Source organism: Streptomyces sp. NRRL S-87 (genome assembly GCF_000719335.1).
In the GTDB taxonomy this organism is placed as follows: domain Bacteria; phylum Actinomycetota; class Actinomycetes; order Streptomycetales; family Streptomycetaceae; genus Streptomyces.
Genome location: NZ_JOGB01000041.1, coordinates 35,088 through 59,752 on the forward strand (window position 1 = coordinate 35,088; position 24,665 = coordinate 59,752).

The window sequence follows — 24,665 nt, forward strand, 5'->3', positions numbered from 1 at the left end:
ACAGCGGCGTGTACAGGGCGTATCGGGGAAGGATATGAACGGCATACCGACCGAATCCGGTCGGTGACGTCAAATGCTCGTTGCCGCACACTGACGGGCCACGCCAGAATTGGGGTGCCCCCGCACCGGCTCGTCGGCCCTTCTTCGGGCTGCGCCGCGGCGTGCCAGCACTCGTCCGTGCCCGTCCGCGGGCGCCAGCCGAAGGGAGGACCGTGACCTTCGGATTCGCTCCGTCCGCAGCCGCGCAGATATCCGACGCCACGGGGAACACCAGCCGCCACGGCCACGGCCGTCTGCTGGAACCCTCCGAGTGGGCCGAGGCGGGCATCCCCCTGCTGCGCAACCCGCGCGAGGTCGTCGCCGGTCTGTACGCCCGCCACAGCCCCGTGCCGCGCACCGCCGTGGTGGCCGTGCTCGGGCCGGAGGACCGGCTCGTGGCGAGCGCCTCGTTCAGCCAGGCGGTCGCGTCCGCCGACGGCTGGGACTACCGGAACGCGCTGCTGTCCCGGCTGCGTCGGGTGCTCCCGCACGACCTGCGCCGAAGAACGCCGGTGCGCACGGCGGTCCTGCTCTTCTGCCGCGACGGCGACGAGCGTTGGACCGAGGAGGACGGCGCCTGGATGTGGGGCCTGCGCGACGCCTGCACCCTGCACGGCCTGCGCTGCGGCGCGTACGTGACGCTGACCCGCGGCGGCTGGCAGGTGCTCGGTGAGGGCCGCGGCGGCCGTCAGCCCAGCGCCGGTTCGCGCCCGCTGCGACTGGCCGAGTCGGTCCCCGACGCGGGTCGCCTGACCCCGCGCATGGGCCCCGGGGCGATCGAGCCCCTGCGCCGCACCGCGGCGCGCTGAGCGCCCGTGCCGAGCGGCCTCTCGGACGGTCATCGCGAGGGGCCGCCTAGGCGGTCGGCGCCGCCGCCGAGGCGGCCGCCGCCCGGGCCGCCGCCGCGGCGCCGTACGCCGACCTTCCGTGGGGCGCCCCGCCGAGGAGTGCCCCACCGGGCGGTCCCGCCGGCGGAGGCGGCGGGACCACAGGGCGTCAGACGCCCGCGCCCAGCACGGAGTTGAACTGCTGCGGATCGCCGCACACGATCAGCAGCGTCGCGGCCCGACCCAGCGCCACGGGCAGCGCCCGCGCGACCAGTTCCTCGGACCCGCCGTTGGCGGCGACGACCACGACCGGGCGGACGGCCGCCCGTTCGGCCTGCGCCGCGTCCGCGTAGAAGACGTCGTCCCGGGCGTCGTGCTGCGCCCAGTACGAGGCCTCGCCGAAGGTGAGTTCGTGCGCGGCCCACGGGTGCGCCTCACCCGTGGTCAGCACCAGGATGTCGCCCGGCGCACGACCGTTGTCGAGCAGCAGGTCCACGGCCTCCTCGGCGGCGTCGAGGGCACCCTGCGCCGGAGCGGGGATCAGCTGGACCTGCGGCACGGCCGTCGAGACGGACGGCGCGGTGCCGGCCGCAGCGGGAACGGCGGGAGCAGCCGGAACGGGGGCCGCCGGGCGGGGTGCGGGCTTGGCCGCCTGCTGCGGGACGCGCGGCGCCGGCGGGGCGGGCCGGGGGGCTTCACCCGCACGGCTCGCCGCCGCCGGGGAGGGACCGGGGCGCCCGGGCCGAGCGGCGGCGGGACGCGGACCAGGTACGGGACGAGGGGTCTGCGCGGAACGGCTCGGGGCCGGGTTCGCCGCGGGACCCTGGGCACTCTCGTGAATCTGAGGCTCCTCAGGAGGCATGAGTGGATGTCTGTCAAACTCCGGTACGAGTCATACCGGATGGTGGTACGTACGTGCGATCAGAAATCGAAGCCGAGTTGGCCTCCGCTTTCCAGTTCCAGCGCCTCGTCGGACTTGCGTACCTTCTTGAGGTGCCGCCACTGCGGCAGCGCGTCGAGGTACGACCACGACAGCCGGTGGTACGGGGTCGGACCCCGCACCTCCAGAGCCGCACGGTGCACCGGCGAGGGATAGCCGGCGTTGTCCGCGAAGGCGAAGTCTTCTGTGTCGGGGCCGAGTTCGGCCATCATCCGGTCCCTGCGGACCTTGGCGATGACCGAGGCGGCCGCCACCGCGACGCACGACCGGTCGCCCTTGATGACCGTACGGACCTGCCAGGGCGCGCCCAGGTAGTCGTGCTTGCCGTCCAGGATCACCGCGTCCGGGCGCACCGGCAGCGCGTCGAGCGCGCGCACGGCGGCCAGCCGGAGGGCCGCCGTCATGCCCAGGGCGTCGATCTCCTCGGGGGAGGCGTCGCCGAGGGCGTACGCCGTCACCCAGCCCTCGAGCACGAGCGCGAGTTCGTCGCGTCGCCTGGGGGTGAGGAGCTTGGAGTCGGTCAGTCCCTCGGGCGGGCGGCGCAGTCCCGTGATCGCCGCGCACACGGTCACCGGACCGGCCCAGGCCCCTCGTCCGACCTCGTCGACCCCGGCGATGACCTTGGCTCCGGTGGTTGCGCGGAGGGAGCGCTCGACGGTGTGGGTGGGTGCTTCGTACGGCATGGCGCCAGATAGGTTACGCCGCCCGATACCGCCCGCGACACCCCACCCCCCGCGACCTGCACGCACGGGTGTGCCGCCGACCGTGCGGGCGGGGCCGGAACGGTCTGCCGACCTCAGGCAGGGGTCGCGGGCAGCCAGTCCGGCAGGGCCTCGGTGCGGGCCAGCCAGACGTCGGGCAGGACGTCCGTGCCCCGGCCGGCGAGCACGCCGCCCACGATGGCGCACGTCGTGTCCACGTCCCCGCCCACGTTCGCGGTGGTCCAGAACGCCGTCTCGAAGTCGCCCAGCGAGCGGGCCGCCGACCACAGCGCGAAGGGCACCGTGTCGTGCGCACTGGTCCGCCGCCCGCAGCCCAGGACCGCCGCGACCGTGCTCGCGTCGCCGTAGTCCAGCATGTCGCGGGCCCGCCGCAGGCCGGCGCCCACCGCACTGCGCGGCACCAGCGCGATCACGCCGTCGAGCAGGTCCTGAGGCGTCGGGGGCCCGGCCGGGGCGGCGGCCAGCGCGGCCGCCGCGGCCACCGCCATGGCGCCCACCACGGCCTCGCGGTGCTGGTGGGTGGTGTACGCGGAGATCTCCGCCTGGTGGGTGGCCTGCTCGGGGTCGTCGGCGTACCAGGCGCCGAGCGGGGCGATCCGCATGGCGGCGCCGTTGCCCCACGAGCCCTGGCCGTTGAACAACGCGGCGGCCAGCTCCCGCCAGTCCGCGCCCTCGCGGACCTGGCGCAGCATGCGGTTCACGGCCGGGCCGTAGCCGCGGTCGAAGTCGTGGTGCGCGGCGAAGGAGGCCGCGAGCGCGTCCTGGTCGACGCGGCCGTGCGCGGCCAGGACGGCGACCACCGAGCAGGCCATCTCGGTGTCGTCGGTCCACTGCCAGTCGCCGTCGGGCAGCTCGTGGCGCTTGAGCAGCGGGTAGTTCTGGGGGACGAAGTACTGGGAGCCCAGCGCGTCACCCACCGCCAGCCCGCGAAGGCTGGCCAGGGCGCGTGCGTAGCGCCGGTCGGGGGAGGTGTCAGGGGTCATCCCGCGTAACTCTAGCCCCACAGGTCATATGGCTGGGGTGTGGTCCACCGCTCGAAGGGCCGATCCAGCCGATACCGCCCGTCCGGACCCAGGACCAGGGTCCGGAACGAGCCGTTGTCAGGATTGGACAAGCACTCGAATTCGGCCACGGACCAGTGGAACCAGCGCATGCAGAACAGCCGCATGGTCAGCCCGTGGGTCACCAGCAGCACGTTCGGCGGGTGGTCGGGGGCCTCGAAGCTCCGGTAGAGGCTCTCCAGGAAGGCCCCGACGCGGTCGTACACGTCGGCGCCGGACTCCCCCTGGGCGAAGCGGTAGAAGAAGTGCCCGTAGGCGTCCCGGTAGGCCTTCTGCAGCCGCACGTCCTCGCGTTCCTGCCAGTTCCCCCAGTCCTGCTCGCGCAGCCGCGGCTCCTCCCGCACCCGCACCCGGCCGGGGTCCAGCCGCAGGCCCCGGAAGGTCTCCAGCGTGCGGCGGTACGGGGACACGTACGCGCTCACGCCCTCGTCGCCGAAGGTCTCGCGCAACCGCGCGCCGGCCTCGACGGCCTGGGCCCGGCCGAGCGCGGTCAGCGCCAGGGCGTGGTCGGGCTCGCGCTCGTACACGGTGTCGTCGATGTTGCCGACGGACTCCCCGTGCCGGAGCAGAACGATTCTGCGCGGTCGTGGCATCCCCCGACCCTAAGCGGCGCAGGGCGGCACCGTCGAAACGACGCTCCCCGGCCCCCGCACCGCGCCCGCCGCCGCCCGGTCGACGGTGGCCGTCAGACGGTCCAGGCCGGCTCCAGGTCGACCACGTCCCCGGTGATCCCCTCCAGATCGGCCTCGATCTGGGCCCGCAGCGACAGCCGCTCCACCCGCTCCTCGCGGTACTTGCCGTGCTCGGCGGCCGACCGCCACATCGACAGCACCATGAACTCGCGGCCCGGCGCCTCGCCGAACAGCCCGCGCAGCATCCCGGGCGACCCCGCCATGGCCGGGTTCCACACCTTCTCCTGCATCAGCGCGAAGTGGTCGAGCCGTCCCTCGCGCACCTTGCAGTGGGCCACCCGCAGCACGTCGGCGTCCGTGAAGCGCGGCTCGAAACCGGTCTTCACGTCGAAGCGGTGGTCGAACAGCGTGACCCGCCCGTCCTTGTACGTGCCGTTCTGCGCGGCGGCGAGCCGGTCGTGGGAGCGCGCCATGAAGGAGTCGTAGAAGGACCGGCTCTCCCAGAACGCGAAGACGTGCGCCACCCCGGGGCGGCTGCGGCTCCAACCGCCGCCCTGTCCCCGGAAGCCCGGCTCCCCCGGCAGCCCCGCCCATTTCCGCTGCCCGCGCTCGAACCCCCGGCGGTCCACCACCGTGCAGCGAATCCACTTGACCAGCACCGCGCCATCGTACGGGGATCAGCGCGCCACCGGTCAGACTCCCGCGCAGTAGGTCCGCACGAGTTCCGCCCCGTCGGCCTCGGACAGCTCGATGCCGAACTCGCTTCCCAGCAGAGCGATCAGCCCGCCGGGCGCGGCGGTTCGCCGGTCGGCCGTCCACGGCGGCCGCACCCGGGTCAGCTCGTCCCGGACGAGCGCCACCCGCTCGCCCTCGGCGACCCGCTGGACCACGATCTGCCCCGTGAAGTGGGAGCGGGGGTGGGTGGCGCTGTAGTGGTTCATGAGCATGAAGTCCACCGGGTACGTGGCCTGCGGCCCGAAGGCGTACAGGTCCCGCCACCCCTCGTCACCGCGCAGGACGCGCAGCACGTGCAGGCCCCCGTCCTCCCGCCCCAGGGCGTACGTCCACGGGCCCTGCCGCACCTCGCCGGTCGCGTCCAACGGCACCGGCTCCAGCGGCCCCTGGTGCCCGAACCCGGCGTCGGCCAGCCAGGACCGGCCCCCGGCGCCGACGACCAGGACGGCGTGGGTGACGGGGGTCAACACGTCGCCGCGGGTGCGGTTGCGGGCCCCGCGCGCGGCGACGTCGAAGCCGAGCCGCTCCAGCGCGGCCGCGAGCAGCGAGTTCTGCTCGTAGCAGTAGCCGCCCCGGCGGCGCCGGACCAGCTTGTCCTGCAGGCCCTTCACGTCGAGCGCGGGCGTCCGGCCCAGCGCCACGTCGAGGTTCTCGAAGGCGATGGCCAGTACGTGCGCCCGGTGCACTCCGCGCAGCGTCTCCTCCGTGGGCGCCAGCCCGCCGGCGTACCCGATCCGCGCCAGGTACGCGTCCAGGTCCAGCTCTTCACTGCTCCACATCGTCAACCCCCCGTTGGTCGTCGTGGCCCCCATCATCACCCGGCGGGCGGGGCGGGGCAGGAACGTCTCAGCCCGCGGTCCAGCCCGGGACCGTCGGCAGCACCTTCTCGGCGACGCGGAACAGGGCCGGGTCGTCAGGGGACTTGCCGTCGCGGCGCCAGATGACGAGCTCGAACGAGTCGCCCCGGTCCTTGGCGCTGCCGGCGACCAGCAGGCTGCGGGCCGGGCCGCCGGGGCCGGTCTCGGGCTTGCCGGCCCCGAGGTCGAACGAGACGGCGGTGGCCTGGACGGTGGAGACGACCGCCTGGTGCCCCAGCACGGTCTGCACCTGGGCGCCGTTCCCGAGCAGTTGTGCCGCCTCCGCGACCGGCATGTCGTCGTACGAGGCCGTGATCTTGAGGGCGTACGTGCCCAGTTGCACCGTCGCCTCCGGGGCGGCGAGCTTCTGGTCGCCCGCCATCTCCACCCAGCCCTCGCTGCCGTACGCGTTCTCCGCCCGCTCGCCCGGGGTACCGAGCAGCACCGGCAGGTCCTGGCGGTTCAGCGCCTCGCACAGTTGCGCGCCGGTGACGTACCCCTTGGGGAGGGTGCCGCGCTGGGAGCGGGAGCAGTCGGCGGGCGGGGCCGGTTCCGCCCGCTCCCGCTTCTGTCCCTGGACGTGCCAGATTCCGCCCGCCAGCCCCCCGACCAGCACCACGGCCGCGACGGCCTGCGCCCCCGCATTCACCCTCTGCTTCGTTCTTCCGGCCCGGCTCTCGGCCACGTGCTTCCCCCCTGCTGTGCGCGCCCGATGCGCGCGGGGGAGCCTAACCCGTGCCGGTTACCAGCTGGTACCGCATAAGCACGGCTCCTGGCATGCCGAAGGGGACCGGCCCTTTGGGCCGGCCCCCTTGGGGAGCCCTGCTCCGCTACCGGCGCCGGTCAGGCGCCCGCGGCGTCAGGACGTCCGGTATCAGCTGCAGCCGCTGGTGGAGCCGCAGCCCTCGCAGATGTAGCAGGAGCCGGCGCGCTGCATCTTCGTACCGCAGGAGAAGCACAGCGGGGCGTCGGCGCTCACTCCGAGCTGCATCTCGACGAGCTCGGCGTTGGTGTGCGCCTGCTTCGGCGCCGGGACCTCGGCGACGGGCTGCGGGGCGGCCGGGACGGCGGCCAGCGGCGCCGACTGGGCCAGGCCCTCGACGTCGATGTCCTCCTCGATCGGCTCGTACGAGCCGGTCTCCAGGTGGCGCTGACGCTCCTCGGCGGAGTGGATGCCGAGCGCGGAGCGGGTCTCGAAGGGCAGGAAGTCCAGCGCCAGGCGGCGGAAGATGTAGTCGACGATCGACTGCGCCATCCGCACGTCCGGGTCGTCCGTCATGCCGGCCGGCTCGAAGCGCATGTTGGTGAACTTCGAGACGTAGGTCTCCAGCGGCACGCCGTACTGCAGGCCCACGGAGACGGCGATGGAGAAGGCGTCCATCATGCCCGCGAGGGTCGAGCCCTGCTTCGACATCTTGAGGAAGACCTCACCCAGGCCGTCGTCCGGGTAGGAGTTGGCCGTCATGTAGCCCTCGGCACCGCCGACCGTGAAGGAAGTGGTGATCCCCGGGCGGCCCTTCGGGAGGCGCTTGCGGACGGGGCGGTACTCGACGACCTTCTCGACCGCCGCGCGGATGGTCTCCTCGGTCTTGGCGGTCACCTCGGCCTTCTCGTCCTCCTTCTTCTTGGCGGAGAGCGGCTGGCCGACCTTGCAGTTGTCGCGGTAGATCGCGAGCGCCTTGACGCCGAGCTTCCACGCCTCGAAGTAGATCTCCTCGACCTCCTCGACGGTCGCCGTCTCCGGCATGTTGACCGTCTTGGAGATGGCGCCGGAGATCCACGGCTGGATCGCGGCCATCATGCGGACGTGGCCCATCGGGGAGATGGAACGCTCGCCCATGGCGCAGTCGAAGACCTCGTAGTGCTCGGTCTTCAGGCCGGGGGCGTCGATCACGTTGCCGTGCTCGGCGATGTGGGCGACGACCGCCTCGATCTGCTCCTCCTGGTAGCCCAGGCGGCGCAGGGCCTGCGGGACGGTGCCGTTGACGATCTGCATCGAGCCGCCGCCGACGAGCTTCTTGAACTTGACCAGGGCCAGGTCCGGCTCGACACCGGTGGTGTCGCAGGACATCGCCAGGCCGATGGTGCCGGTCGGGGCGAGGACGGAGGCCTGGGAGTTGCGGAAGCCGTTCTTCTCGCCGAGGCGGATGACGTCCTGCCAGGCCTCGGTGGCCGCGGCCCACACGGGGGTGTCGAGGTCGTCCAGGCGCGGGGCGGCGGCGTTGGCGTCGGCGTGCTGCTTCATGACGCGCTGGTGCGGCTCGGCGTTGCGGGCGTAGCCGTCGTACGGGCCGACGACGCCGGCCAGCTCGGCGGAGCGCTTGTACGCGGTGCCGGTCATCAGGGAGGTGATGGACGCGGCGAGCGCGCGGCCGCCGTCGGAGTCGTACGCGTGGCCGGTGGCCATCAGCAGGGCGCCGAGGTTGGCGTAGCCGATGCCCAGCTGGCGGAAGGCGCGGGTGTTCTCGCCGATCTTCTGGGTGGGGAAGTCGGCGAAGCAGATGGAGATGTCCATCGCGGTGATGACGAGCTCGACGACCTTGGCGAAGCGCTCGACCTCGAAGGACTGGTTGCCCTTGCCGTCGTCCTTGAGGAACTTCATCAGGTTCAGCGAGGCGAGGTTGCAGGACGTGTTGTCCAGGTGCATGTACTCGCTGCACGGGTTGGACGCGGTGATGCGGCCGGACTCGGGGCAGGTGTGCCAGTGGTTGATCACACCGTCGTACTGGATGCCCGGGTCGGCGCAGGCCCACGCGGCCTCGGCCAGCTTGCGGAAGAGCGCCTTGGCGTCGACCTTCTCGATGACCTCGCCGGTCATGCGGGCGCGCAGGCCGAAGTCGGTGCCGTTCTCGACGGCCGTCATGAACTCGTCGTTCACGCGGACGCTGTTGTTCGCGTTCTGGTACTGGACGGACGTGATGTCGTCGCCGCCCAGGTCCATGTCGAAGCCCGCGTCGCGCAGCGCGCGGATCTTCTCCTCCTCCTTCACCTTGGTGGCGATGAAGTCCTCGACGTCCGGGTGGTCCACGTCGAGCACGACCATCTTGGCCGCGCGGCGGGTGGCGCCGCCCGACTTGATCGTTCCTGCGGACGCGTCGGCGCCGCGCATGAAGGAGACGGGGCCGGAGGCGTTGCCGCCGGAGGAGAGGAGCTCCTTGGAGGAGCGGATGCGGGAGAGGTTCAGGCCGGCGCCGGAGCCGCCCTTGAAGATCATGCCCTCTTCCTTGTACCAGTCGAGGATCGACTCCATGGAGTCGTCGACGGACAGGATGAAGCAGGCGGAGACCTGCTGGGGCTGCGGCGTGCCGACGTTGAACCACACCGGCGAGTTGAAGCTGAAGATCTGGTGCAGGAGGGCGTAGGTCAGCTCGTGCTCGAAGATCTCGGTGTCCGCGGGCGTCGCGAAGTAGCCGTACTCCTCGCCGGCCTTCGTGTACGTCTTCACGATCCGGTCGATCAGCTGCTTCAGACCGGTCTCGCGCTGCGGGGTGCCGACCGCGCCGCGGAAGTACTTGCTGGTGACGATGTTGACCGCGTTCACCGACCAGAAGTCGGGGAACTCGACGCCGCGCTGCTCGAAGTTCACCGAGCCGTCGCGCCAGTTGGTCATGACGACGTCACGACGCTCCCAGACCACCTCGTCGTACGGGTGCACGCCGGGGGTGGTGTGGATGCGCTCGATACGCAGGCCCTTGCTCGCCGCCTTGGCTCCCTTGGCGCGGGAACCACGTGCCGGACCGCTCGCCGTCTCTGTCATGCCGCTGCCTCCCATATACGGGCAAAAACGCCCTAAAGTGCCCGCGAAATTCCGAATCCGTTGGCACGGTGTGTGTCTGCTGTAGCTGTTCGCCCGCGGCACGGTGCCCCGCGGACAGGTCTGTGTCCTTCGCCCGACCGAACCGGCCGCTCTGCGGCCGGCCGGGTCAGTCGGCGGCGGAGGCGGGCTCGGGGACCTGGACGGTCTCCGCGGCCGCGGCCTCTTCATGGGGAGGACGCCGGTCGCGCAGTTCGGCGATGGCGGCCTCGAAGTCTTCCAGGGTGTCGAAAGCGCGGTAGACCGACGCGAAGCGCAGGTAGGCGACCAGGTCGAGCTCCTGCAGCGGGCCGAGTATGGCCAGACCCACGTCGTGCGTGGTCAGCTCGGCGCTCCCGGTGGCCCGCACCGCCTCCTCGACCCGCTGGCCGAGCTGGGCCAGGGCGTCCTCGGTCACCGGACGTCCCTGACAGGCCTTGCGCACGCCGGAGATGACCTTGGTGCGCGAGAAGGGCTCGGTCACGCCCGATCGCTTGATCACCATGAGTGACGCGGTCTCCACCGTGGTGAAGCGGCGGGAGCAGTCCGGGCACTGACGGCGTCTGCGGATCGACGTGCCGTCGTCGGTGGTGCGGCTGTCGACGACGCGGCTGTCGGGGTGCCGGCAGAAGGGGCAGTGCACGGCTCCGATCCCTCCCTCATGGCACGACTGAATCACCTCGGAGCACCACCGGGCAGATCCCTGCCGGGGCTCTCGAAGCAGCCACCAGCATATGCGATCCGGAGGACTCTGTCGGCCCGGCCGAACACAACCACTGGGTGGCCGCGCCAATCCAACCACTAGATCTTGGGTTGCGGCCGAAAATCGCCGCTACGGCGTGTCGCCCGCGACCGTACGGATCCGGACAGCTGCGGACAGTGCCGCGGAGGGGTGGGGGGCGACTCCCGAGCCTACAAGGAGGCGGGCCGGTCCACGGATTCCGGGACTGCCGGTGCCACACTGGGCCCAGCCCCCGACGGCCGCGGTCCGACCGGGAGGGGTACCGTAATGAGCGGATTCACCACCGAACCGGCGTTCGGTGTGTTGATCGCCCATACACCTCGTCATGTGATCACGTCCGGTGAACTGCGAATTTTCACTCGAACGTGTGTTTGGCGCAACCTTTCGAAAGCTACTACCGTTGTCCAGCCAGGGAGAGCAAGCGCATTTCGAGAGGGGCCGACGTGACCACCACCGCAGACAGTGCCACCATCACTGCCCAGAACCGCTCCCAGAGCCGACTCGAGCCGGTGCACGCCATGAATGACGCAGCCATGACTCCGGACCCGGACACGATGCGGCCCGCACGCTCGCTGCCCGGCCGACCTCCCGGCATCCGCGCGGACAGTTCGGGGCTCACGGACCGGCAGCGGCGGGTCATCGAGGTCATCCGGGACTCGGTGCAGCGGCGCGGGTACCCACCGTCGATGCGCGAGATCGGCCAGGCCGTCGGCCTGTCCAGCACGTCCTCCGTGGCCCACCAGCTGATGGCACTGGAGCGCAAGGGCTTCCTGCGCCGGGACCCGCACCGCCCGCGGGCGTACGAGGTCCGCGGCTCGGACCAGCCCAGCACGCAGCCCACCGACACCGCCGGCAAGCCCGCCGCGTCGTACGTGCCCCTGGTCGGCCGGATCGCCGCCGGCGGCCCGATCCTGGCCGAGGAGTCCGTCGAGGACGTCTTCCCGCTCCCGCGCCAGCTGGTCGGCGACGGCGAGCTGTTCGTCCTCAAGGTCGTCGGCGACTCGATGATCGAGGCCGCGATCTGCGACGGCGACTGGGTCACCGTCCGCCGCCAGCCCGTCGCGGAGAACGGCGACATCGTCGCCGCCATGCTCGACGGCGAGGCCACCGTGAAGCGCTTCAAGCGCGAGGACGGTCACGTGTGGCTGCTCCCCCACAACGCGGCCTACCAGCCCATCCCCGGCGACGAGGCCACCATCCTCGGCAAGGTCGTCGCCGTCCTGCGGCGGGTCTGACCCCGCCCCTCACGAGCGGGTCCGCCACCCGCTCTCCCTGAGCCGGACCCCGGGACCCACTGCGCCGGTCCCGGGGTCCTGTCATGCCCGGACGCGCAGGGTCGCTCCCCGCACGCCGCTTCCCCGCCCGCCGGCCGCTTCCCGCCGGGCGGCTCCCGTCGTCCGCCGCCCGCTACTTCCCGTCGGCCTGCGCCGCCGCGTCGATCGCCGCCAGCGACTTCCGCACCTGGTTGTGGTCCGTGGTGTACCAGAAGTCCGGCAGCGAGGAGCGCAGGAAGCCGCCGTACCGCGCCGTGGCCAGCCGCGGGTCCAGCACCGCCACCACACCCCGGTCGCCGGAGGCCCGTACGAGCCGTCCCGCGCCCTGCGCCATCAGGAGCGCCGCGTGCGTGGCCGCCACGGCCATGAAGCCGTTGCCCCCGGCCTCCTCCACCGACTTCTGCCGGGCGCTCATCAGCGGGTCGTCGGGCCGCGGGAACGGGATGCGGTCCATCACCACCAGCTGGCAGCTCGGTCCCGGCACGTCCACGCCCTGCCACAACGACAGCGTCCCGAACAGGCACGTCCTGGGGTCCCCGGCAAAGGTCTTGATCAACTCGCCGAGGGTCTCCTCGCCCTGCAGCAGGATCGGGTTGTCCAGCCGCGTGCGCAGCTCGTCCGCCGCGGCCTGGGCGGCCCGCATCGAGGAGAACAGCCCCAGCGTGCGCCCGCCCGCCGCGCCGATCAGCTCGGCCAGCTCGTCCATCATGTCGCCGCGGGTGCCCTCCCGGCCGGGCGTGGCCAGGTGCTTGGCGACGTACAGGATGCCCTGCTTGCGGTACTCGAACGGGGAACCGACGTCGAGTCCCTTCCACTCGGGCAGGTCCTCGCCCTCCACCCCCTCGGGGCCCAGGCCCAGTGAGGCGCCGACCCCGTTGAAGTCGCCGCCCAGCTTGAGCGTGGCCGAGGTCAGGACGACCGAGCGCTCGGAGAACAGCTTCTCGCGCAGCAGGCCCGACACCGACATCGGGGCGACGCGCAGGGTCGCTCCGAAGCGGTCGTGCCGCTCGTACCAGACCACGTCCCACTCGGAGCCGACCAGGATCCGCTCGGCGACGTCGTGCACGTTCTCCACCGACGCGAGGGCCTGCTTGCGCACCGCGTCCTCGTCCTGGACGGACTTGTCCCGGGTGGTGCCCAGCGCCGAGACCACCGTGCGCGCCGCGTCCCGCAGGGCGGCCAGCGCGTACCCGAGGTCCTCGGGGATCTCCTCCAGGCGGCCCGGCAGGGCCAGCTCCATGACCCGCTCGAAGCCCTCGGAGGCGGTCTGCAGGGAGTCGGCGACCTTCTCGTCGACCAGCTTCGCCGCGCGCTTGACCGCCCGGTTCACCTGGCCCGGGGTGAGCTCGCCGGTGGCGACGCCGGTGACCCGGCCCACCAGCTCGTGCGCCTCGTCGACGATCAGCACCTCGTGCTGCGGCAGGACGGGCGCGCCCTCGATGGCGTCGATGGCCAGCAGCGCGTGGTTGGTGACCACCACGTCGGCCAGCTTGGCGCGCTCGCGGGCCGCCTCGGCGAAGCACTCGGCGCCGTAGGCGCACTTGCTCGCGCCCAGGCACTCGCGCGAGGAGACCGACACCTGCGACCAGGCCTTGTCGGAGACGCCGGGGGTCATGTCGTCCCGGTCGCCGGTCTCGGTCTCGTCGGCCCAGTCGCGCAGCCGGAGCAGGTCCTTGCCGAGCTTGCTGGTGGGGGCGGCGGCCTCGAACTGGTCGAAGAGGCCGTCCTCCTCGTCCTGGGGGGCGCCCTCGTGCAGCCGGTGCAGGCACAGGTAGTTGGAGCGGCCCTTGAGCATCGCGAACTCCGGGCGCCTGCGCAGCAGCGGGTGCAGCGCGTCCACCGTGCGCGGCAGGTCGCGCTCGACCAGCTGCCGCTGGAGCGCCAGCGTCGCGGTCGCCACCACCACGCGCTCCCCGTGGGCGAGTGCCGGCACGAGGTAGCCGAGGGACTTTCCGGTGCCGGTGCCCGCCTGGATGAGGCGGTGCGACTGCTCGTCGATCGCTTCGCCGACGGCTTCGGCCATGGCCACCTGGCCGGGCCGCTCGGTGCCGCCGACGGCGGTGACGGCGGCGTGCAGCAGGTCGGGGAGTGAGGGCTTCGTCATAGCACCGACAACCCTACGCGGCGCCGCCGACAGCCCGTGACGGTCGCGGGCCCGGCCGGCTCCCCACCGGCGGTCTTCGGCCGTCCTCCGGCCGGGGCGGACGCCCTGGTCACGGCCGGTGCAGCGGGTTCGGCACGGTCCCGTGGACCACCGCGTGCGGCCGCCGGGGCCGGTCACGGTAGCCGTCGGCGTGCAGCCGGTTGCGGTTCAGGCACAGCCGGTCGATCCGCGGCCCGAGCAGGTCGAACAGCGCGAACCGCTCCTTGAGCTCCGGGAACCGCTCCTGGTAGCGGATGATCTCGGCCCGCACGAGCGACCAGAACTCGCCCTCCGGTACCTCCAGGCGCTCCGCGCACAGCGCCGAGAGGTAGCGGAAGACGCCGACGAACAGTCCGGAGTGGATGAACTGCGGCAGGAAGGACGCGGGCTCGGTGAGCAGCACCTCGGCCACCTGCGCCGGCATCCCGGCCCGCTCCGGCAGCGGCTCGGCGCTGACGTTCACGTCGTCGACGAAGTCCTTGACCGCGAGCCGCACCGGCACGTCGTGCTCGTCGAAGACCACGATCGCGTTCTCGCCGTGGGGCGAGAAGACGGTGCCGTACGTGTAGAGGAAGTGCAGCAGGGGCGGCAGCAGCGCGCCGAACAGCCGGCGCAGCCAGACGGCGGGCGCCAGTCCCGAGCGGGCGACCAGCTCCTCCGTGAAGGCCCGCCCGCGCGGGTCGACGTGCAGCAGGGAGGCCAGCGTCCGGGCCCGCTCGCCCGGGTCGAGCCGGCCGGTCAGGGGCTCGCGCCAGATCGCGCCGAGGAGCTCCCGGTACTGGTACGGGACCTCGGGCAGGTCGTCGTAGAAGGGGTGCCGGACGGTGACCGACGCCACCTCGCCGAGCAGCACGACCCGGGTGTCGTCGCGCAGGAAGGGGTCGGCGTCGCGCAGCCCGTGCACCCAGGCGGTCACGGCGGGCGCGGCGAGGGTCCGCTCGGTGGGCAGGCCGCGCCAGACCAGGGTGTTCAGCACCGACAGCGGCAGCTTGACGGTGTGGCGCTCGGGCCGGGCGACGTTGAGGAAGGTGCGGACGGACTGCTGGGGCAGCCGCAGGTCGGGGTCCGCCGGCAGCGGGACGAGCTGCCCGGAGGCCAGCCAGGGGGCGAACAGCGGCAGCACCACCTCGTCCCACTGCCAGGGGTGGACGGGCAGGTAGAGGTAGCCGGCCGGGTCCAGCCCCCGGGCCCGCAGCTCGCGGTCGAAGCCGGCCCTGGTGGCGGGGTCGAGCTCGCGCGCGTAGAGCCGCTCGGGCTCCGCGAGGCCGCCGGTGCCCCGGTAGGCGGCGATCGAGGTGTGGGCCGCGAGCCAGGGCAGCCGGCGCCGCTGCCGGGCCTCGGGGGCCCAGGCGGCGGTGTCGGCGGCGGAGAACCCGAGCCGGCCCTTGTTGGGTACGAGCCAGGGGTGCCCGGTCTGGTGACCTTCGAGGGCGGCGTAGTCGAGGTCGGCGAGGACGTCGGCGGTCAGTGCGGTGTGGTCGAGCCGGGCGTCGGCGGCCAGGGTGGTGCCGAGCTCGCGCAGCAGGTGCCCGAGGGTGGCGCCGTCCAGGCCGATCAGCTCCCGGGCGAGCACCACGAACCGCAGCGGGTCGAAGAACTCCACCGGGGCCGCCCCCGCGCCCGCCGGGGTGTGGGTCAGCGAGCGGGGGTCGACCCGCCAGCTGTCGTACGCGCCCCGACGCGCGCGGAAGCCGAGGGTGCCGCAGCCCGCGTCGAGCGGCAGGGTCCAGGCGTCCCGGCCCTGCGCCGGGACGGGGTCGAGCAGGCCCTCGTAGGCGAACTCCCCGAGCATCTTGGCCAGCATCCGGCGGCCCGCGGCCTCCCAGGTGGCGCTGTTGAGTTCGGGCGGGCACTGGGGGGTCGTGGGCGTCGCGGGCCGGTCCGCTTCGTGGGGCGTGGGGAAGGTCGGCACGGGGCTCCTCGGTCGGGGGCGGGACGGGTGACGCAGAGCGCTCAGAGCAGGGTGCGCAGCGCCCGCTCCCGCACCATCAGGGCGGCGCGCTTGTCAGGCAGGTCGAGCTCGGCGGAGAGCCGGAAGCCCGAGCTGAGGAAGGCGGACACGGAGGCGGTGTTGCGCACGTCGGGTTCGGCGACGACGCGGGTGCAGCGCGGCCGGTTGTCGAGCACCAGGTCGGCCGCGGCCCGCAGCAGTACGGCGCCCAGGCCCCGGCCGCGGTCGGCGGCCTCGCCGATGAGCAGGTGCAGGCCGGTGTCGTGGGGGCGGGCGGGGTAGTGCCGGGCCAGCGGGTCGAGGTCGGCCCGGTAGACCTCCCAGTAGCTCATGGGGGTGCCGTCGAGCAGGCCGAGGCAGGGGATGCTGCGGCCGTCCCCTTCGAGTTGGGCGCGCACGTGCGCGGCGGTGACCTGGTGGGATCCGGTCAGGTGCCAGAAGGCGGCCACGGCGGGGTCGTTCATCCAGCGGGTGGGCAGCGCGAGGTCGCGGTCGAGGCGCACGGGGGCCAGTTCGAAGCGGCCGGCGGGCGTGGTGGCGGATCCCCAGGTGGCCGGGGAGTCGAGCAGGTCGGCCTCGGCGAGCAGGGCGAGCAGTTCGGTGGGGACCCGCAGTTCGAGGGTGTCCTCCCCGCTCCGTTCGGTGGGTGCGGAGAGGGCCGGGGCACCGGCGTCGGTGGGCGTCATGGGCTGGGCTCCTCCGCTTCAGCTGGGGTCGTGGACGGGGTTGGCTACGGTCACGTAGACGGACTGGGTGTCGACCGGGCCGACCAGTTCGTCGAGGCCTTTGAGGCGGGTGAGCAGGTTGGCCTTGCAGCGCAGGGTGGGGGCGTCGAGCAGCAGGGCGGGCAGCGGCCCCAGGTGTGCGTGGTGGGTGAGGAAGCGGCGGAAGGCGGCGAGCAGCACGCGCTCGTCGGCCAGCCGCTGGGAGCCGAACGCCCCGATCAGCCCGAGCACGTTGTTGATGCCGAGGTAGTAGGCGAACCGCTCGTCGGTGACCTCGTCGGAGACGAAGGTGTCGCTGCGCGCGCCGATCCCGGGCAGCCGCGCCTCCAGCGCCTCGCGGTGGGACGCGCGGAAGTAGTAGCCCTGGTTGTCGCGGTAGCGGCCGCCGGCGGGCCAGCCCTCCGGGGAGAGCACGACGACGGTGTTCTGCTGGTGGGACTCCAGTGCGATGCCGGCCAGCGCGTCGAAGGCGAGGACGGGCCGGACGACGTGGTCGAGGTAGCGCAGGAACCACTCGGCGGACACGGCCGAGAGCGACCGCCCCGTGCGTGCGGCGAGCCGGGTGACGGTCTCGGCGAGCCGGGAGGTCATGGTGTCGCGCCCGGGCCACGGCCGCGGGGCGGTGAGGGAGGCGACGCAGACGGCGTCGTCGCCGGGCCCGAAGGGGTTGTGGCGCAGCAGGACGTCGAGGCCGGGTACGGGCTGCCCGTCGGCGGTGTCGACGGCCACCCAGGCGGGGTCGCGCACGATGTCGAAGCCGGGGTGCCGGGCGGTCCATTCGCGGGCCAGCCCGGAGCGCAGCAGGCGGTGCACCTCGACGCCGCGGTGCAGTTCCTTGCGGAGGTTCTCGCGGCGGGAGTTGGTGATGGGGAGGCCGAGGGAGAGCTTGAGCATGGCGGGGGCGCCGGGCCGGTGGACGGTGCGCACGGAGGAGGTGGGGTACCAGGGGTCGCCGTACGGGCCGAGGTCGTGGAGCAGTCCGGCGTCCAGGAGCGCGCGGACGGCGGGCCGGTTCCGCAGCTCGCGGGCCTGCCAGGGGTGCAGGGGCAGCGGGGTGGTGCCCGGCGGGCACGGCAGTCCGGGGGCGAGCCGCGCGAGGAGGGTGGCGGCGGAGACGGTGCGGCCGCGTTCGGTCCAGGCCGACTCGGTGGCCAGGGCCGCGCGGTCGACGGCCATCCAGTGGAGGGGGAAGGCGCCGTAGAGCTCGGGCGAGTAGGTGCGGACCTCCGCCTCGGAGAGTCCCTCGCGGCTCTTGGGGGTGGGGTGCAGGGGGTGGCCGAGCAGCAGGGACTGCTCGGCCGCGAGGAAGGGGTCGTACCGGCCGGGCGGGGTGGGGTGCTCGCGCCGGTCGGCGATGAAGTCGGCGGTCCGGCGCACCGAGTCGGCGACCCGGCCGACGAGGTCCGCCCCGCCCCGGCCGCCGCCCTCGCGGACGAGCAGCCCGGCGAGGGTGACGGCGTCGAGGGCGGGGGCGTCGGCGGGGGCGCTGGCCAGCCGGGCGGGGGCGAAGCGGTGCCAGCCGGTCTCCGACCAGTGGCGTACGGGGACCAGCAGGGCGGTGCCGGAGGCGGGCAGCGGGATGCGCAGGACGGCGGCGTCGGGTCGGGTGCGGCCGGTCTCGCGGACCCAGCAGCGCAGCAGGCTCTCGACGGCGGCGGCCTCGGCGGCGAGCGCGGGGTCCTTGTGGTCGAGCGGGTCGGGCAGGTCGCCGGGGGTACCGGCCCGGGGGGCCGGTCCGGCGGGGGTGGCGGCCGGGGCGCCGGCGACCCGGTGCAGGGCGATCCCGTCGAGCTGGCGGGGAACGGTGGCCGGTGGGGCGGCCTGGGCGGGTTGCCCGGGGAGGGGCGACCCGTCCTGGACGGTGGGGAGGGCCTGGCCACCCAGGGACGGGTGGGCCTGGCCGTGCTGCTGGTGCGGGAGGGACGGCTGGGACGGCTGTCCTTCGGGGGGTTCGGGTGTGGGACTGGAGTTCACTGGAGTTCCTTGGCAGAGGGGTCCGGATGGCTTCCGGACCGGTTGCGGGCGCCGTCGGCGGCGGCGCAGGCGACGGCGACGGCGTCGGCGAGCCGGTCGAGGACCGCCGTGGCCTGCTCGTCGGTGAGGGTGAGCGGGGGCAGGAGCCGTACGACGCTGCGGTGGCGGCCGCCGAGTTCGACGATCAGGCCGCGGCTCAGGCATTCCCGCTGGACCGCGAGGCCGAGGGCCGGGTCGGCGGGCGGGGGCCCGCCGGCGGCCGCCCCGGCCTCGGGGTCGACCAGCTCGATCCCGAGCATGAGGCCGCGGCCGCGGACGTCGCCGATGCGGGGGTGGTGGCCGGCGAGGTCGCGCAGGGCGGCCAGCATGCGCGCGCCGAGAGCGGCCGCGCGGTCGGCGAGGCGGTTCTCCCGTACGTACGCGAGGGTGGCGGTGCCGGCGGCCATGGCGAGCTGGTTGCCGCGGAAGGTGCCGGCGTGCGCGCCCGGCCGCCACTGGTCGAGCGCGGACCGGTAGACGACGACGGCCAGCGGCAGGCTGCCGCCGATGGCCTTGGACAGGACCATGACGTCCGGGACGACCCCGGAGTGGTCGACGCCCCAGAAGGCGCCGGTGCGGCCGACGCCGGTCTGCACCTCGTCGGCGATCAGCGGGATGCCGTGCGCGGCGGTCAGCCGGCGCATGCGGCGCAGCCAGCCGTCGGGGGCGGGGATGACGCCGCCCTCCCCTGGACGGGTTCGACGAGCATGCCGGCGGGGGCGGGGACCCCGCCCTTGGGGTCGGCCAGGAGGCTCTCGGCCCAGCGGGCGCACAGGTCGGCCCCGCGCTCGCCGCCCTCACCGAAGGGGCACCGGTAGTCCTGCGGGTAGGGCAGCCGGGTGACCCGGCCGCGGGGGGCGCCGCCGGAGGCGTCGAGGGATCCGGTGGTCATGCCGTGGTAGGCACCGGAGAAGGCGAGCAGTCCGCTGTTGCCGGTGGCGGTGCGCACGAGGGTGAGGGCGGCCTCGACGGCGTCGGTGCCGGCCGGTCCGCAGAACTGCACCCGGGCGTCGTCGGCCAGTTCGCGGGGCAGGTTGGCGAACAGCTCGGTGGTGAAGGCGTCCTTGACCGGGGTGGCCATGTCCAGGACCTGCAGGGGCGCGCCGGAGTCGAGCACCTTGCGGACGGCTTCGAGGACCACGGGGTGGTTGTGGCCGAGGGCGAGGGTGCCGGCTCCGGAGAGGCAGTCGAGGTAGCGGCGGCCGTCGGCGCCCTCGATGGTCACGCCCCGGGCGCGTACCGGCACGATGGGCAGCGAGCGGGCGTACGTGCGGGCGGCGGACTCGCGCAGGGACTGGCGGCGCAGGACGCCCTCGGGGCCGTCGGGACGGGGGACTCCGGCGCCGGCGGGGCCCGGGGCCTCGGCACCGGCGGCGGGTTCGGCGCCGGTGGGGCCGGCGGCGGGTTCGGCGCCGGCCGGACCGGTGGGGCCGGTGGGCTCGGCTGTCCGTTCGGGGAGGGCCTGCTCGGTCACGGCCACGGCTGTCGGTCCTCCCGGGTGAACGGCTCTCGCCTGGATGGCAGTTGGCACGGCGGGGGCACACGGTCCGGCAGCGCCGGTCGTCCGTGCGTGCGTTCCCCCGTACGTACCAACGACGCGGACCGCCCGGGATCACGGGTCGCGGCGAACTTCCTTGCTCCCCACGGTCGGTGCCGTCGGGAACCGCGGACCCGGCCTACGCCGTCCCCGAACGCAGCGGCATAGTGGGGGGCTGCACTCCACGCCTCGAAGCACCAGGGGGACTGAACACATGCGACCGATCCGACCGGCCTCCGCCACCCAGAACGGGCGAAGCTCCCGTCGCGGATCCCGGATCCTCGCGGCCACCGGGCTGTGCGCCGCCCTCGCGCTGACCGCGGGTGCCTGCGGCCCCGGGTCCGACGAGGCCGACGGCCAGCCCACGGCCGCCGCGAGCGTTCCGGCGGGTGGTGCCGAAGGCATCAAGATCCCGGACGACATCAAGAAGAAGCTCAAGGAGCACGGCCTCGACCTCGACAAGTGGCGGGGCGGCGCCTGGAAGAACTGGGACCGCGACAAGTGGCTGCGGGAGGCCCAGGACTTCGTCAACCCGATCATCGAGGACCTGTGGGACCCGGACCGGATGGGCCGGGCCAAGCAGCCCGACCGGCCGGTGGCCGACCCCGACCTCGGCAAGGACCAGGGCGTGACGGACCCGACCCCGGCGCGCGTGCCGGCGAGCGCGGTCGACGCGCCGTACCACCAGAGCGTCCCGGAGGCCGGCAAGGTCTTCTTCGACGGCCCCGAGGGCTCCATGGTCTGCTCGGCCACCGTCGTCACGGACCCGGCCCACCCCGGCAGGTCCAACCTGGTGTGGACGGCCGGTCACTGCGTCCACGCGGGCAAGGACGGCGGCTGGTACCGCAACATCGCGTTCGTGCCGTCGTACAACGACGCGGGCCGGTCCGCCGCCCGCCTCAAGGGCGCGACCCGCGACGAGGTCGCCCCGTACGGCGTGTGGTGGGGCGACTGGGCGCAGACCTCCGACCAGTGGATCGCGGGCGGCGGCCCGACGGGCGGCGCCGGCGCGCCGTACGACTTCGCGGTGATCCACGTGACGCCGGAGAAGGCCACCGGCAAGTCGCTGGAGGAGACGGTCGGCTCGGCGCTGCCGGTGGAGTTCAACGCCCCCGCCGTGCCGAAGATCGCGCGGATGACGGCCACGGGCTACCCGGCGGCCGCGCCGTTCGACGGCCAGAAGGCGTTCCAGTGCACGGACCGGCCGGGCCGCCTGTCGCTGCGCGACGGCGCCCCGGTGATGTACCGGATCGGCTGCACGATGACGGGCGGCTCCTCCGGCGGCGGCTGGGTGGCCACCGACCGCGACGGCAACCGGGCGCTGGTGTCCAACACCTCCATCGGCCCGGTGACGGCGGGTTGGCTGGCCGGTCCGCGGCTGGGCAGCGAGGCGAAGGGCGTCTTCGACGCGGTGAGCGGCAAGTTCGCCCGCTAGCGGGTGCGGTCGCACCGCGGCCGGCATGAAACGGCGAAGGCCCGCCCCCTGACGGGGGCGGGCCTTCGCCGTGTCCGGTGCTTCGCGGCGGGGCGGCCGGTCAGCCGTGGGCCGGCACGTACGGTGCCAGGTCCGCCGCCAGCTCCTCGTGCACCCGCGCCTTGAGCAGGGTGCCCTCCGGGGTGTGCTCCTCGGAGATCACCTCGCCCTCGGCGTGCGCCCGGGCCACCAGCGCGCCCCGGGTGTACGGCACGAGCACCTCGACCTCGACCGCCGGGCGCGGCAGCTCGGCGTCGATGAGGGCGAGCAGTTCCGCGATGCCCTCGCCGGTGCGCGCCGAGACCGCCATGGAGCGCTTCTCGATGCGCAGCAGGCGCTGCAGGACCAGCGGGTCGGCCGCGTCCGCCTTGTTGATCACCACGATCTCGGGCACGTTCACCGCGCCGACGTCGCGCATGACCTCGCGGACGGCCGCCAGCTGCTCCTCCGGGGCCGGGTGCGAGCCGTCGACCACGTGGACGATGAGGTCGGAGTCGGCGACCTCCTCCATCGTGGAGCGGAACGCCTCGACGAGGTGGTGCGGCAGGTGGCGCACGAAGCCGACGGTGTCGGCGAGCGTGTACACCCGGCCGGTGGGCGTCTCGGCCCGGCGCACGGTCGGGTCGAGGGTGGCGAACAGTGCGTTCTCCACCAGCACGCCGGCACCGGTGAGACGGTTGAGCAGGGAGGACTTGCCGGCGTTGGTGTAGCCGGCGATCGCGACGGAGGGCACCTTGTTGCGCCGGCGCTCCTGCCGCTTGATGTCGCGGCCGGTCTTCATCTCCGCGATCTCCCGGCGCATCTTCGCCATCTTCTCGCGGATCCGGCGCCGGTCCGTCTCGATCTTGGTCTCACCGGGGCCACGGGTGGCGAGACCGCCGCCCTTGCCGCCGCCCATCTGCCGGGACAGCGACTGACCCCAGCCGCGCAGCCGCGGCAGCATGTACTGCATCTGCGCGAGCGCGACCTGTGCCTTGCCCTCTCGGGACTTGGCGTGCTGCGCGAAGATGTCGAGGATCAGGGCGGTCCGGTCGACCACCTTGACCTTGACGACGTCCTCGAGGGCGATGAGCTGGCCGGGGCTGAGCTCACCGTCGCAGATGACCGTGTCGGCGCCGGTCTCCAGGACGATGTCGCGCAGCTCCAGGGCCTTGCCGGAACCGATGAAGGTGGCCGGGTCGGGCTTGTCGCGGCGCTGGTAGACACCGTCGAGGACGAGGGCGCCGGCCGTCTCGGCCAGCGCGGCGAGCTCCGCGAGGGAGTTCTCCGCGTCCTGCAGGGTCCCGGTGGTCCAGACGCCGACCAGCACGACCCGTTCCAGTCGCAGCTGCCGGTACTCGACCTCGGTGACGTCTTCGAGCTCGGTGGAGAGGCCCACGACGCGGCGCAGGGCCGCGCGCTCGGAACGGTCGAACTGCTCGCCGTCGCGCTCACCGTCGATCTCGTGGCTCCAGGCGACGTCCTCTTCCATCAGGGCATCGGCCCGAAGGCTCTCGCTGAAGCTCCGCGCGTCCCGCGCGTCCTGGGAAGGGTACGAAGAGGAGGTCATTGGATCCTTACGTCGTTACGGATTCGAAAAACGTGCGTCGGCTGCAACGCGTGACCGGAGCGAAAGATTCCCGGGACCGCGCCGACCTGTCGATACTGACATGCCCGTCCTGGGGCGTCACACGCTTTTCGCGGCCTTCCAGTCGGGCCGGCCGGGCATCGCGGGAGTCCTGGCGCCGTACAGCCAGTCCTGGAAGAACCCGGTCAGGTCGCGTCCGGCCTCGTCCGAGGCGAGCGCGACGAAGTCGGCCGTGCCCGCGGTGGCGTCCCGGTGCTCGGCGACCCAGCGCCGCTCGACCCGCTCGAAGGCGGCCCGGCCGATCTCCTCGCGGAGCGCGAAGAGGGCCAGCGCGGAGCCGTCGTACACCACGGGCCGGAACAGGCTCAGCGGCTGGCCGGGGGCGGCCTCCTTGGGCCGGGCCGGCGGCCCGCCGGCGGCCCGCCACTGGTCGGAGCGCTCGTACGCCTCGCGCATGCGCCGCTCCAGGGAGTACTTGCCGAGGCCGTCCGCGTAGAGGGCCTCGTACCAGGTGGCGTGCCCCTCGTTGAGCCACAGGTCGGACCAGGTCCGGGGGGTGACGGTGTTCCCGAACCACTGGTGGGCGAGCTCGTGGACCATGACGGACTCGACGTACCAGGACGGGTAGCCGGGGGTGGTGAACAGTCCGCGCTCGAAGAGGGACAGGGTCTGCGTCTCCAGCTCGAAGCCGGTCTTGGCGCGGGCGATCAGCAGCCCGTAGTTCTCGAAGGGGTAGCGGCCGACGCGCTCCTCCATCCACTCCAGCTGGGCGGGGGTCTTCGCCAGCCAGGGCTCCAGGACGGCCCGGTCGGCCTCGGGGACCACGTCGCGGACGGGCAGCCCGTGCGGACCCTCGCGGGTGAGGACCGCGGAGCGGCCGATGGAGACCTGCGCCAGCTCGGTGGCCATCGGGTGCAGGCTGCGGTACGTCCACGTGGTCCGGCCGGCGGCGGCCCGGCGGGCGGTACCGGTGCGGATGCCGTTCGCGACGGCCGTCAGGCCCTCGGGGGTGTTGATCCGGAAGGTGAACATCGCCTTGTCGGACGGGTGGTCGTTGCAGGGGAACACCCGGTGGGCGGCGTCGGCCTGGTTGGCCATGGCCAGCCCGTCCTCGGTGGTCACCCAGCCGCCGTCCTTCGCGCCGCGGGGGTCGCTGGTGTGGTGGACGGTGATGCGGACGAGGCCGTGGGCGGGGACGGGGCGGGCGGGCGTGAGGACGAGGTCCTCGCCGGCGCTCTCGAAGGCGGCGGGCAGCCCGTCGACCTCGGCGGAGGAGACGGTGCCGCGGGTGAAGTCGAGGTTGATCCGCTCCAGGTCCTCGGTGGCCCGGGCCTCGATCACGGTGGTCGCGTCGAGGGGCTGGGTGGCGCTGGTGTAGCGGAAGGACAGGTCGTACGCGAGGACGTCGTAGCCGGGGTTGCCGAGCTCCGGGAAGAGCCGGTCGCCGATGCCGAGGGCGGGCGGCGGCGGCAGGACGGCGGCGACGAGGCCGAGGGAGGCGGCGGCCAGGGCGGGGCCGCGCAGGCGGCGCAGGACGCGGTCGGCGGCGGGGCGGGGGGTGAGCTGCATGCACCACGGCAATACCAGCGGCCGCCGCCCGCGCGGGGGCGGCGCGCGACGCCCGCCACTCGAA

18 protein-coding genes and 1 pseudogene are annotated in these 24,665 nt (G+C 73.5%); 3 read left to right on the forward strand and 16 right to left on the reverse strand.

All coding sequences use genetic code 11. The features are described from left to right. Window positions 1-212: 212 nt before the first annotated feature. The gene (locus IF43_RS0124505) at window positions 213-848 is read left to right on the forward strand and encodes a hypothetical protein (protein ID WP_030204466.1); all 636 of its coding nucleotides are present in this window, start codon (window positions 213-215) and stop codon (window positions 846-848) included. A gap of 187 nt (window positions 849-1,035) precedes the next feature. Here IF43_RS0124505 and IF43_RS39815 read toward each other — a convergent pair whose 3' ends face one another. The 9 genes from IF43_RS39815 to nrdR form a co-directional block, all read right to left on the reverse strand. Continuing rightward, window positions 1,036-1,728 carry a hypothetical protein gene (locus IF43_RS39815; protein WP_030204468.1) on the reverse strand — a complete coding sequence of 231 codons (693 nt, stop codon included), beginning with the start codon at window positions 1,726-1,728 and terminating at the stop codon, window positions 1,036-1,038. A 59-nt stretch (window positions 1,729-1,787) separates the two neighbouring features. After that, window positions 1,788-2,489 carry a ribonuclease HII gene (locus IF43_RS0124515; protein ID WP_030204469.1) on the reverse strand — a complete coding sequence of 234 codons (702 nt, stop codon included), beginning with the start codon at window positions 2,487-2,489 and terminating at the stop codon, window positions 1,788-1,790. 113 nt (window positions 2,490-2,602) lie between these two features. Beyond that, complete coding sequence (locus IF43_RS0124520; protein ID WP_030204471.1) at window positions 2,603-3,511, reverse strand: ADP-ribosylglycohydrolase family protein; 909 nt, start codon at window positions 3,509-3,511, stop codon at window positions 2,603-2,605. 11 nt (window positions 3,512-3,522) lie between these two features. Then, a complete protein-coding gene (locus IF43_RS0124525; protein WP_030204473.1) occupies window positions 3,523-4,182 on the reverse strand; it encodes a histidine phosphatase family protein in 660 nt (219 codons plus the stop codon). Between the two features lie 92 nt (window positions 4,183-4,274). Beyond that, window positions 4,275-4,880 carry a YdbC family protein gene (locus tag IF43_RS0124530; protein WP_030204474.1) on the reverse strand — a complete coding sequence of 202 codons (606 nt, stop codon included), beginning with the start codon at window positions 4,878-4,880 and terminating at the stop codon, window positions 4,275-4,277. 33 nt (window positions 4,881-4,913) lie between these two features. Next, complete coding sequence (locus tag IF43_RS0124535) at window positions 4,914-5,735, reverse strand: arylamine N-acetyltransferase (protein ID WP_078910416.1); 822 nt, start codon at window positions 5,733-5,735, stop codon at window positions 4,914-4,916. Window positions 5,736-5,802: 67 nt separating this feature from the next. Then, window positions 5,803-6,498, reverse strand: a complete 696-nt coding sequence (locus tag IF43_RS0124540; RefSeq protein WP_051796013.1) for a DUF6215 domain-containing protein — start codon at window positions 6,496-6,498, stop codon at window positions 5,803-5,805. A gap of 189 nt (window positions 6,499-6,687) precedes the next feature. Beyond that, on the reverse strand, window positions 6,688-9,570 hold the full coding sequence (locus tag IF43_RS0124545) for a vitamin B12-dependent ribonucleotide reductase (RefSeq protein WP_030204482.1): 2,883 nt from the start codon (window positions 9,568-9,570) through the stop codon (window positions 6,688-6,690). A gap of 166 nt (window positions 9,571-9,736) precedes the next feature. Then, entirely contained in the window at window positions 9,737-10,249 is a 513-nt protein-coding gene (gene nrdR / locus IF43_RS0124550) for a transcriptional regulator NrdR (RefSeq protein WP_030204484.1), read from the reverse strand. A gap of 542 nt (window positions 10,250-10,791) precedes the next feature. Here nrdR and lexA point away from each other — a divergent pair. Next, on the forward strand, window positions 10,792-11,583 hold the full coding sequence (lexA, locus tag IF43_RS0124555) for a transcriptional repressor LexA (protein WP_030204489.1): 792 nt from the start codon (window positions 10,792-10,794) through the stop codon (window positions 11,581-11,583). A gap of 172 nt (window positions 11,584-11,755) precedes the next feature. Here lexA and IF43_RS0124560 read toward each other — a convergent pair whose 3' ends face one another. From IF43_RS0124560 to IF43_RS36860, 5 genes and pseudogenes are all read right to left on the reverse strand, one after another. Then, a complete protein-coding gene (locus tag IF43_RS0124560; RefSeq protein WP_030204496.1) occupies window positions 11,756-13,726 on the reverse strand; it encodes an ATP-dependent DNA helicase in 1,971 nt (656 codons plus the stop codon). A 109-nt stretch (window positions 13,727-13,835) separates the two neighbouring features. After that, window positions 13,836-15,677, reverse strand: coding sequence for an IucA/IucC family siderophore biosynthesis protein (locus IF43_RS0124565; RefSeq protein WP_030204498.1), 1,842 nt, complete (start codon window positions 15,675-15,677; stop codon window positions 13,836-13,838). Window positions 15,678-15,718: 41 nt separating this feature from the next. Then, a complete protein-coding gene (locus tag IF43_RS0124570) occupies window positions 15,719-16,402 on the reverse strand; it encodes a GNAT family N-acetyltransferase (protein WP_030204499.1) in 684 nt (227 codons plus the stop codon). 18 nt (window positions 16,403-16,420) lie between these two features. After that, window positions 16,421-18,415, reverse strand: coding sequence for an IucA/IucC family siderophore biosynthesis protein (locus IF43_RS0124575; protein WP_234332519.1), 1,995 nt, complete (start codon window positions 18,413-18,415; stop codon window positions 16,421-16,423). Beyond that, window positions 18,412-19,985: pseudogene (locus IF43_RS36860) on the reverse strand (diaminobutyrate--2-oxoglutarate transaminase family protein). The gene IF43_RS0124575 and the pseudogene IF43_RS36860 overlap by 4 nt, the downstream one beginning before the upstream one ends. Before the next feature lie 220 nt (window positions 19,986-20,205). Between IF43_RS36860 and IF43_RS0124585 the strand changes: the two are divergent. Continuing rightward, on the forward strand, window positions 20,206-21,426 hold the full coding sequence (locus IF43_RS0124585; RefSeq protein WP_030204503.1) for a serine protease: 1,221 nt from the start codon (window positions 20,206-20,208) through the stop codon (window positions 21,424-21,426). A 100-nt stretch (window positions 21,427-21,526) separates the two neighbouring features. Here IF43_RS0124585 and hflX read toward each other — a convergent pair whose 3' ends face one another. Together hflX and IF43_RS0124595 are read right to left on the reverse strand one after the other, a co-directional pair. Next, window positions 21,527-23,014, reverse strand: coding sequence for a GTPase HflX (gene hflX / locus IF43_RS0124590; RefSeq protein ID WP_030204505.1), 1,488 nt, complete (start codon window positions 23,012-23,014; stop codon window positions 21,527-21,529). A gap of 117 nt (window positions 23,015-23,131) precedes the next feature. Then, on the reverse strand, window positions 23,132-24,601 hold the full coding sequence (locus IF43_RS0124595) for a M1 family metallopeptidase (RefSeq protein ID WP_030204508.1): 1,470 nt from the start codon (window positions 24,599-24,601) through the stop codon (window positions 23,132-23,134). Window positions 24,602-24,665: the final 64 nt, after the last annotated feature.

Bases quoted from the DNA above. Each gene is read 5' to 3' on its own strand.
- IF43_RS0124525 (WP_030204473.1), bottom strand. From the start codon at position 4,182: ATGCCACGACCGCGCAGAATCGTTCTGCTCCGGCACGGGGAGTCCGTC.
- IF43_RS0124595 (WP_030204508.1), bottom strand. From the start codon at position 24,601: ATGCAGCTCACCCCCCGCCCCGCCGCCGACCGCGTCCTGCGCCGCCTG.
- IF43_RS0124520 (WP_030204471.1), bottom strand. From the start codon at position 3,511: ATGACCCCTGACACCTCCCCCGACCGGCGCTACGCACGCGCCCTGGCC.
- IF43_RS39815 (WP_030204468.1), bottom strand. From the start codon at position 1,728: ATGCCTCCTGAGGAGCCTCAGATTCACGAGAGTGCCCAGGGTCCCGCG.
- IF43_RS0124570 (WP_030204499.1), bottom strand. From the start codon at position 16,402: ATGACGCCCACCGACGCCGGTGCCCCGGCCCTCTCCGCACCCACCGAA.
- IF43_RS0124585 (WP_030204503.1), top strand. From the start codon at position 20,206: ATGCGACCGATCCGACCGGCCTCCGCCACCCAGAACGGGCGAAGCTCC.
- IF43_RS0124560 (WP_030204496.1), bottom strand. From the start codon at position 13,726: ATGACGAAGCCCTCACTCCCCGACCTGCTGCACGCCGCCGTCACCGCC.
- IF43_RS0124535 (WP_078910416.1), bottom strand. From the start codon at position 5,735: ATGTGGAGCAGTGAAGAGCTGGACCTGGACGCGTACCTGGCGCGGATC.
- IF43_RS0124545 (WP_030204482.1), bottom strand. From the start codon at position 9,570: ATGACAGAGACGGCGAGCGGTCCGGCACGTGGTTCCCGCGCCAAGGGA.
- IF43_RS0124515 (WP_030204469.1), bottom strand. From the start codon at position 2,489: ATGCCGTACGAAGCACCCACCCACACCGTCGAGCGCTCCCTCCGCGCA.
- hflX (WP_030204505.1), bottom strand. From the start codon at position 23,014: ATGACCTCCTCTTCGTACCCTTCCCAGGACGCGCGGGACGCGCGGAGC.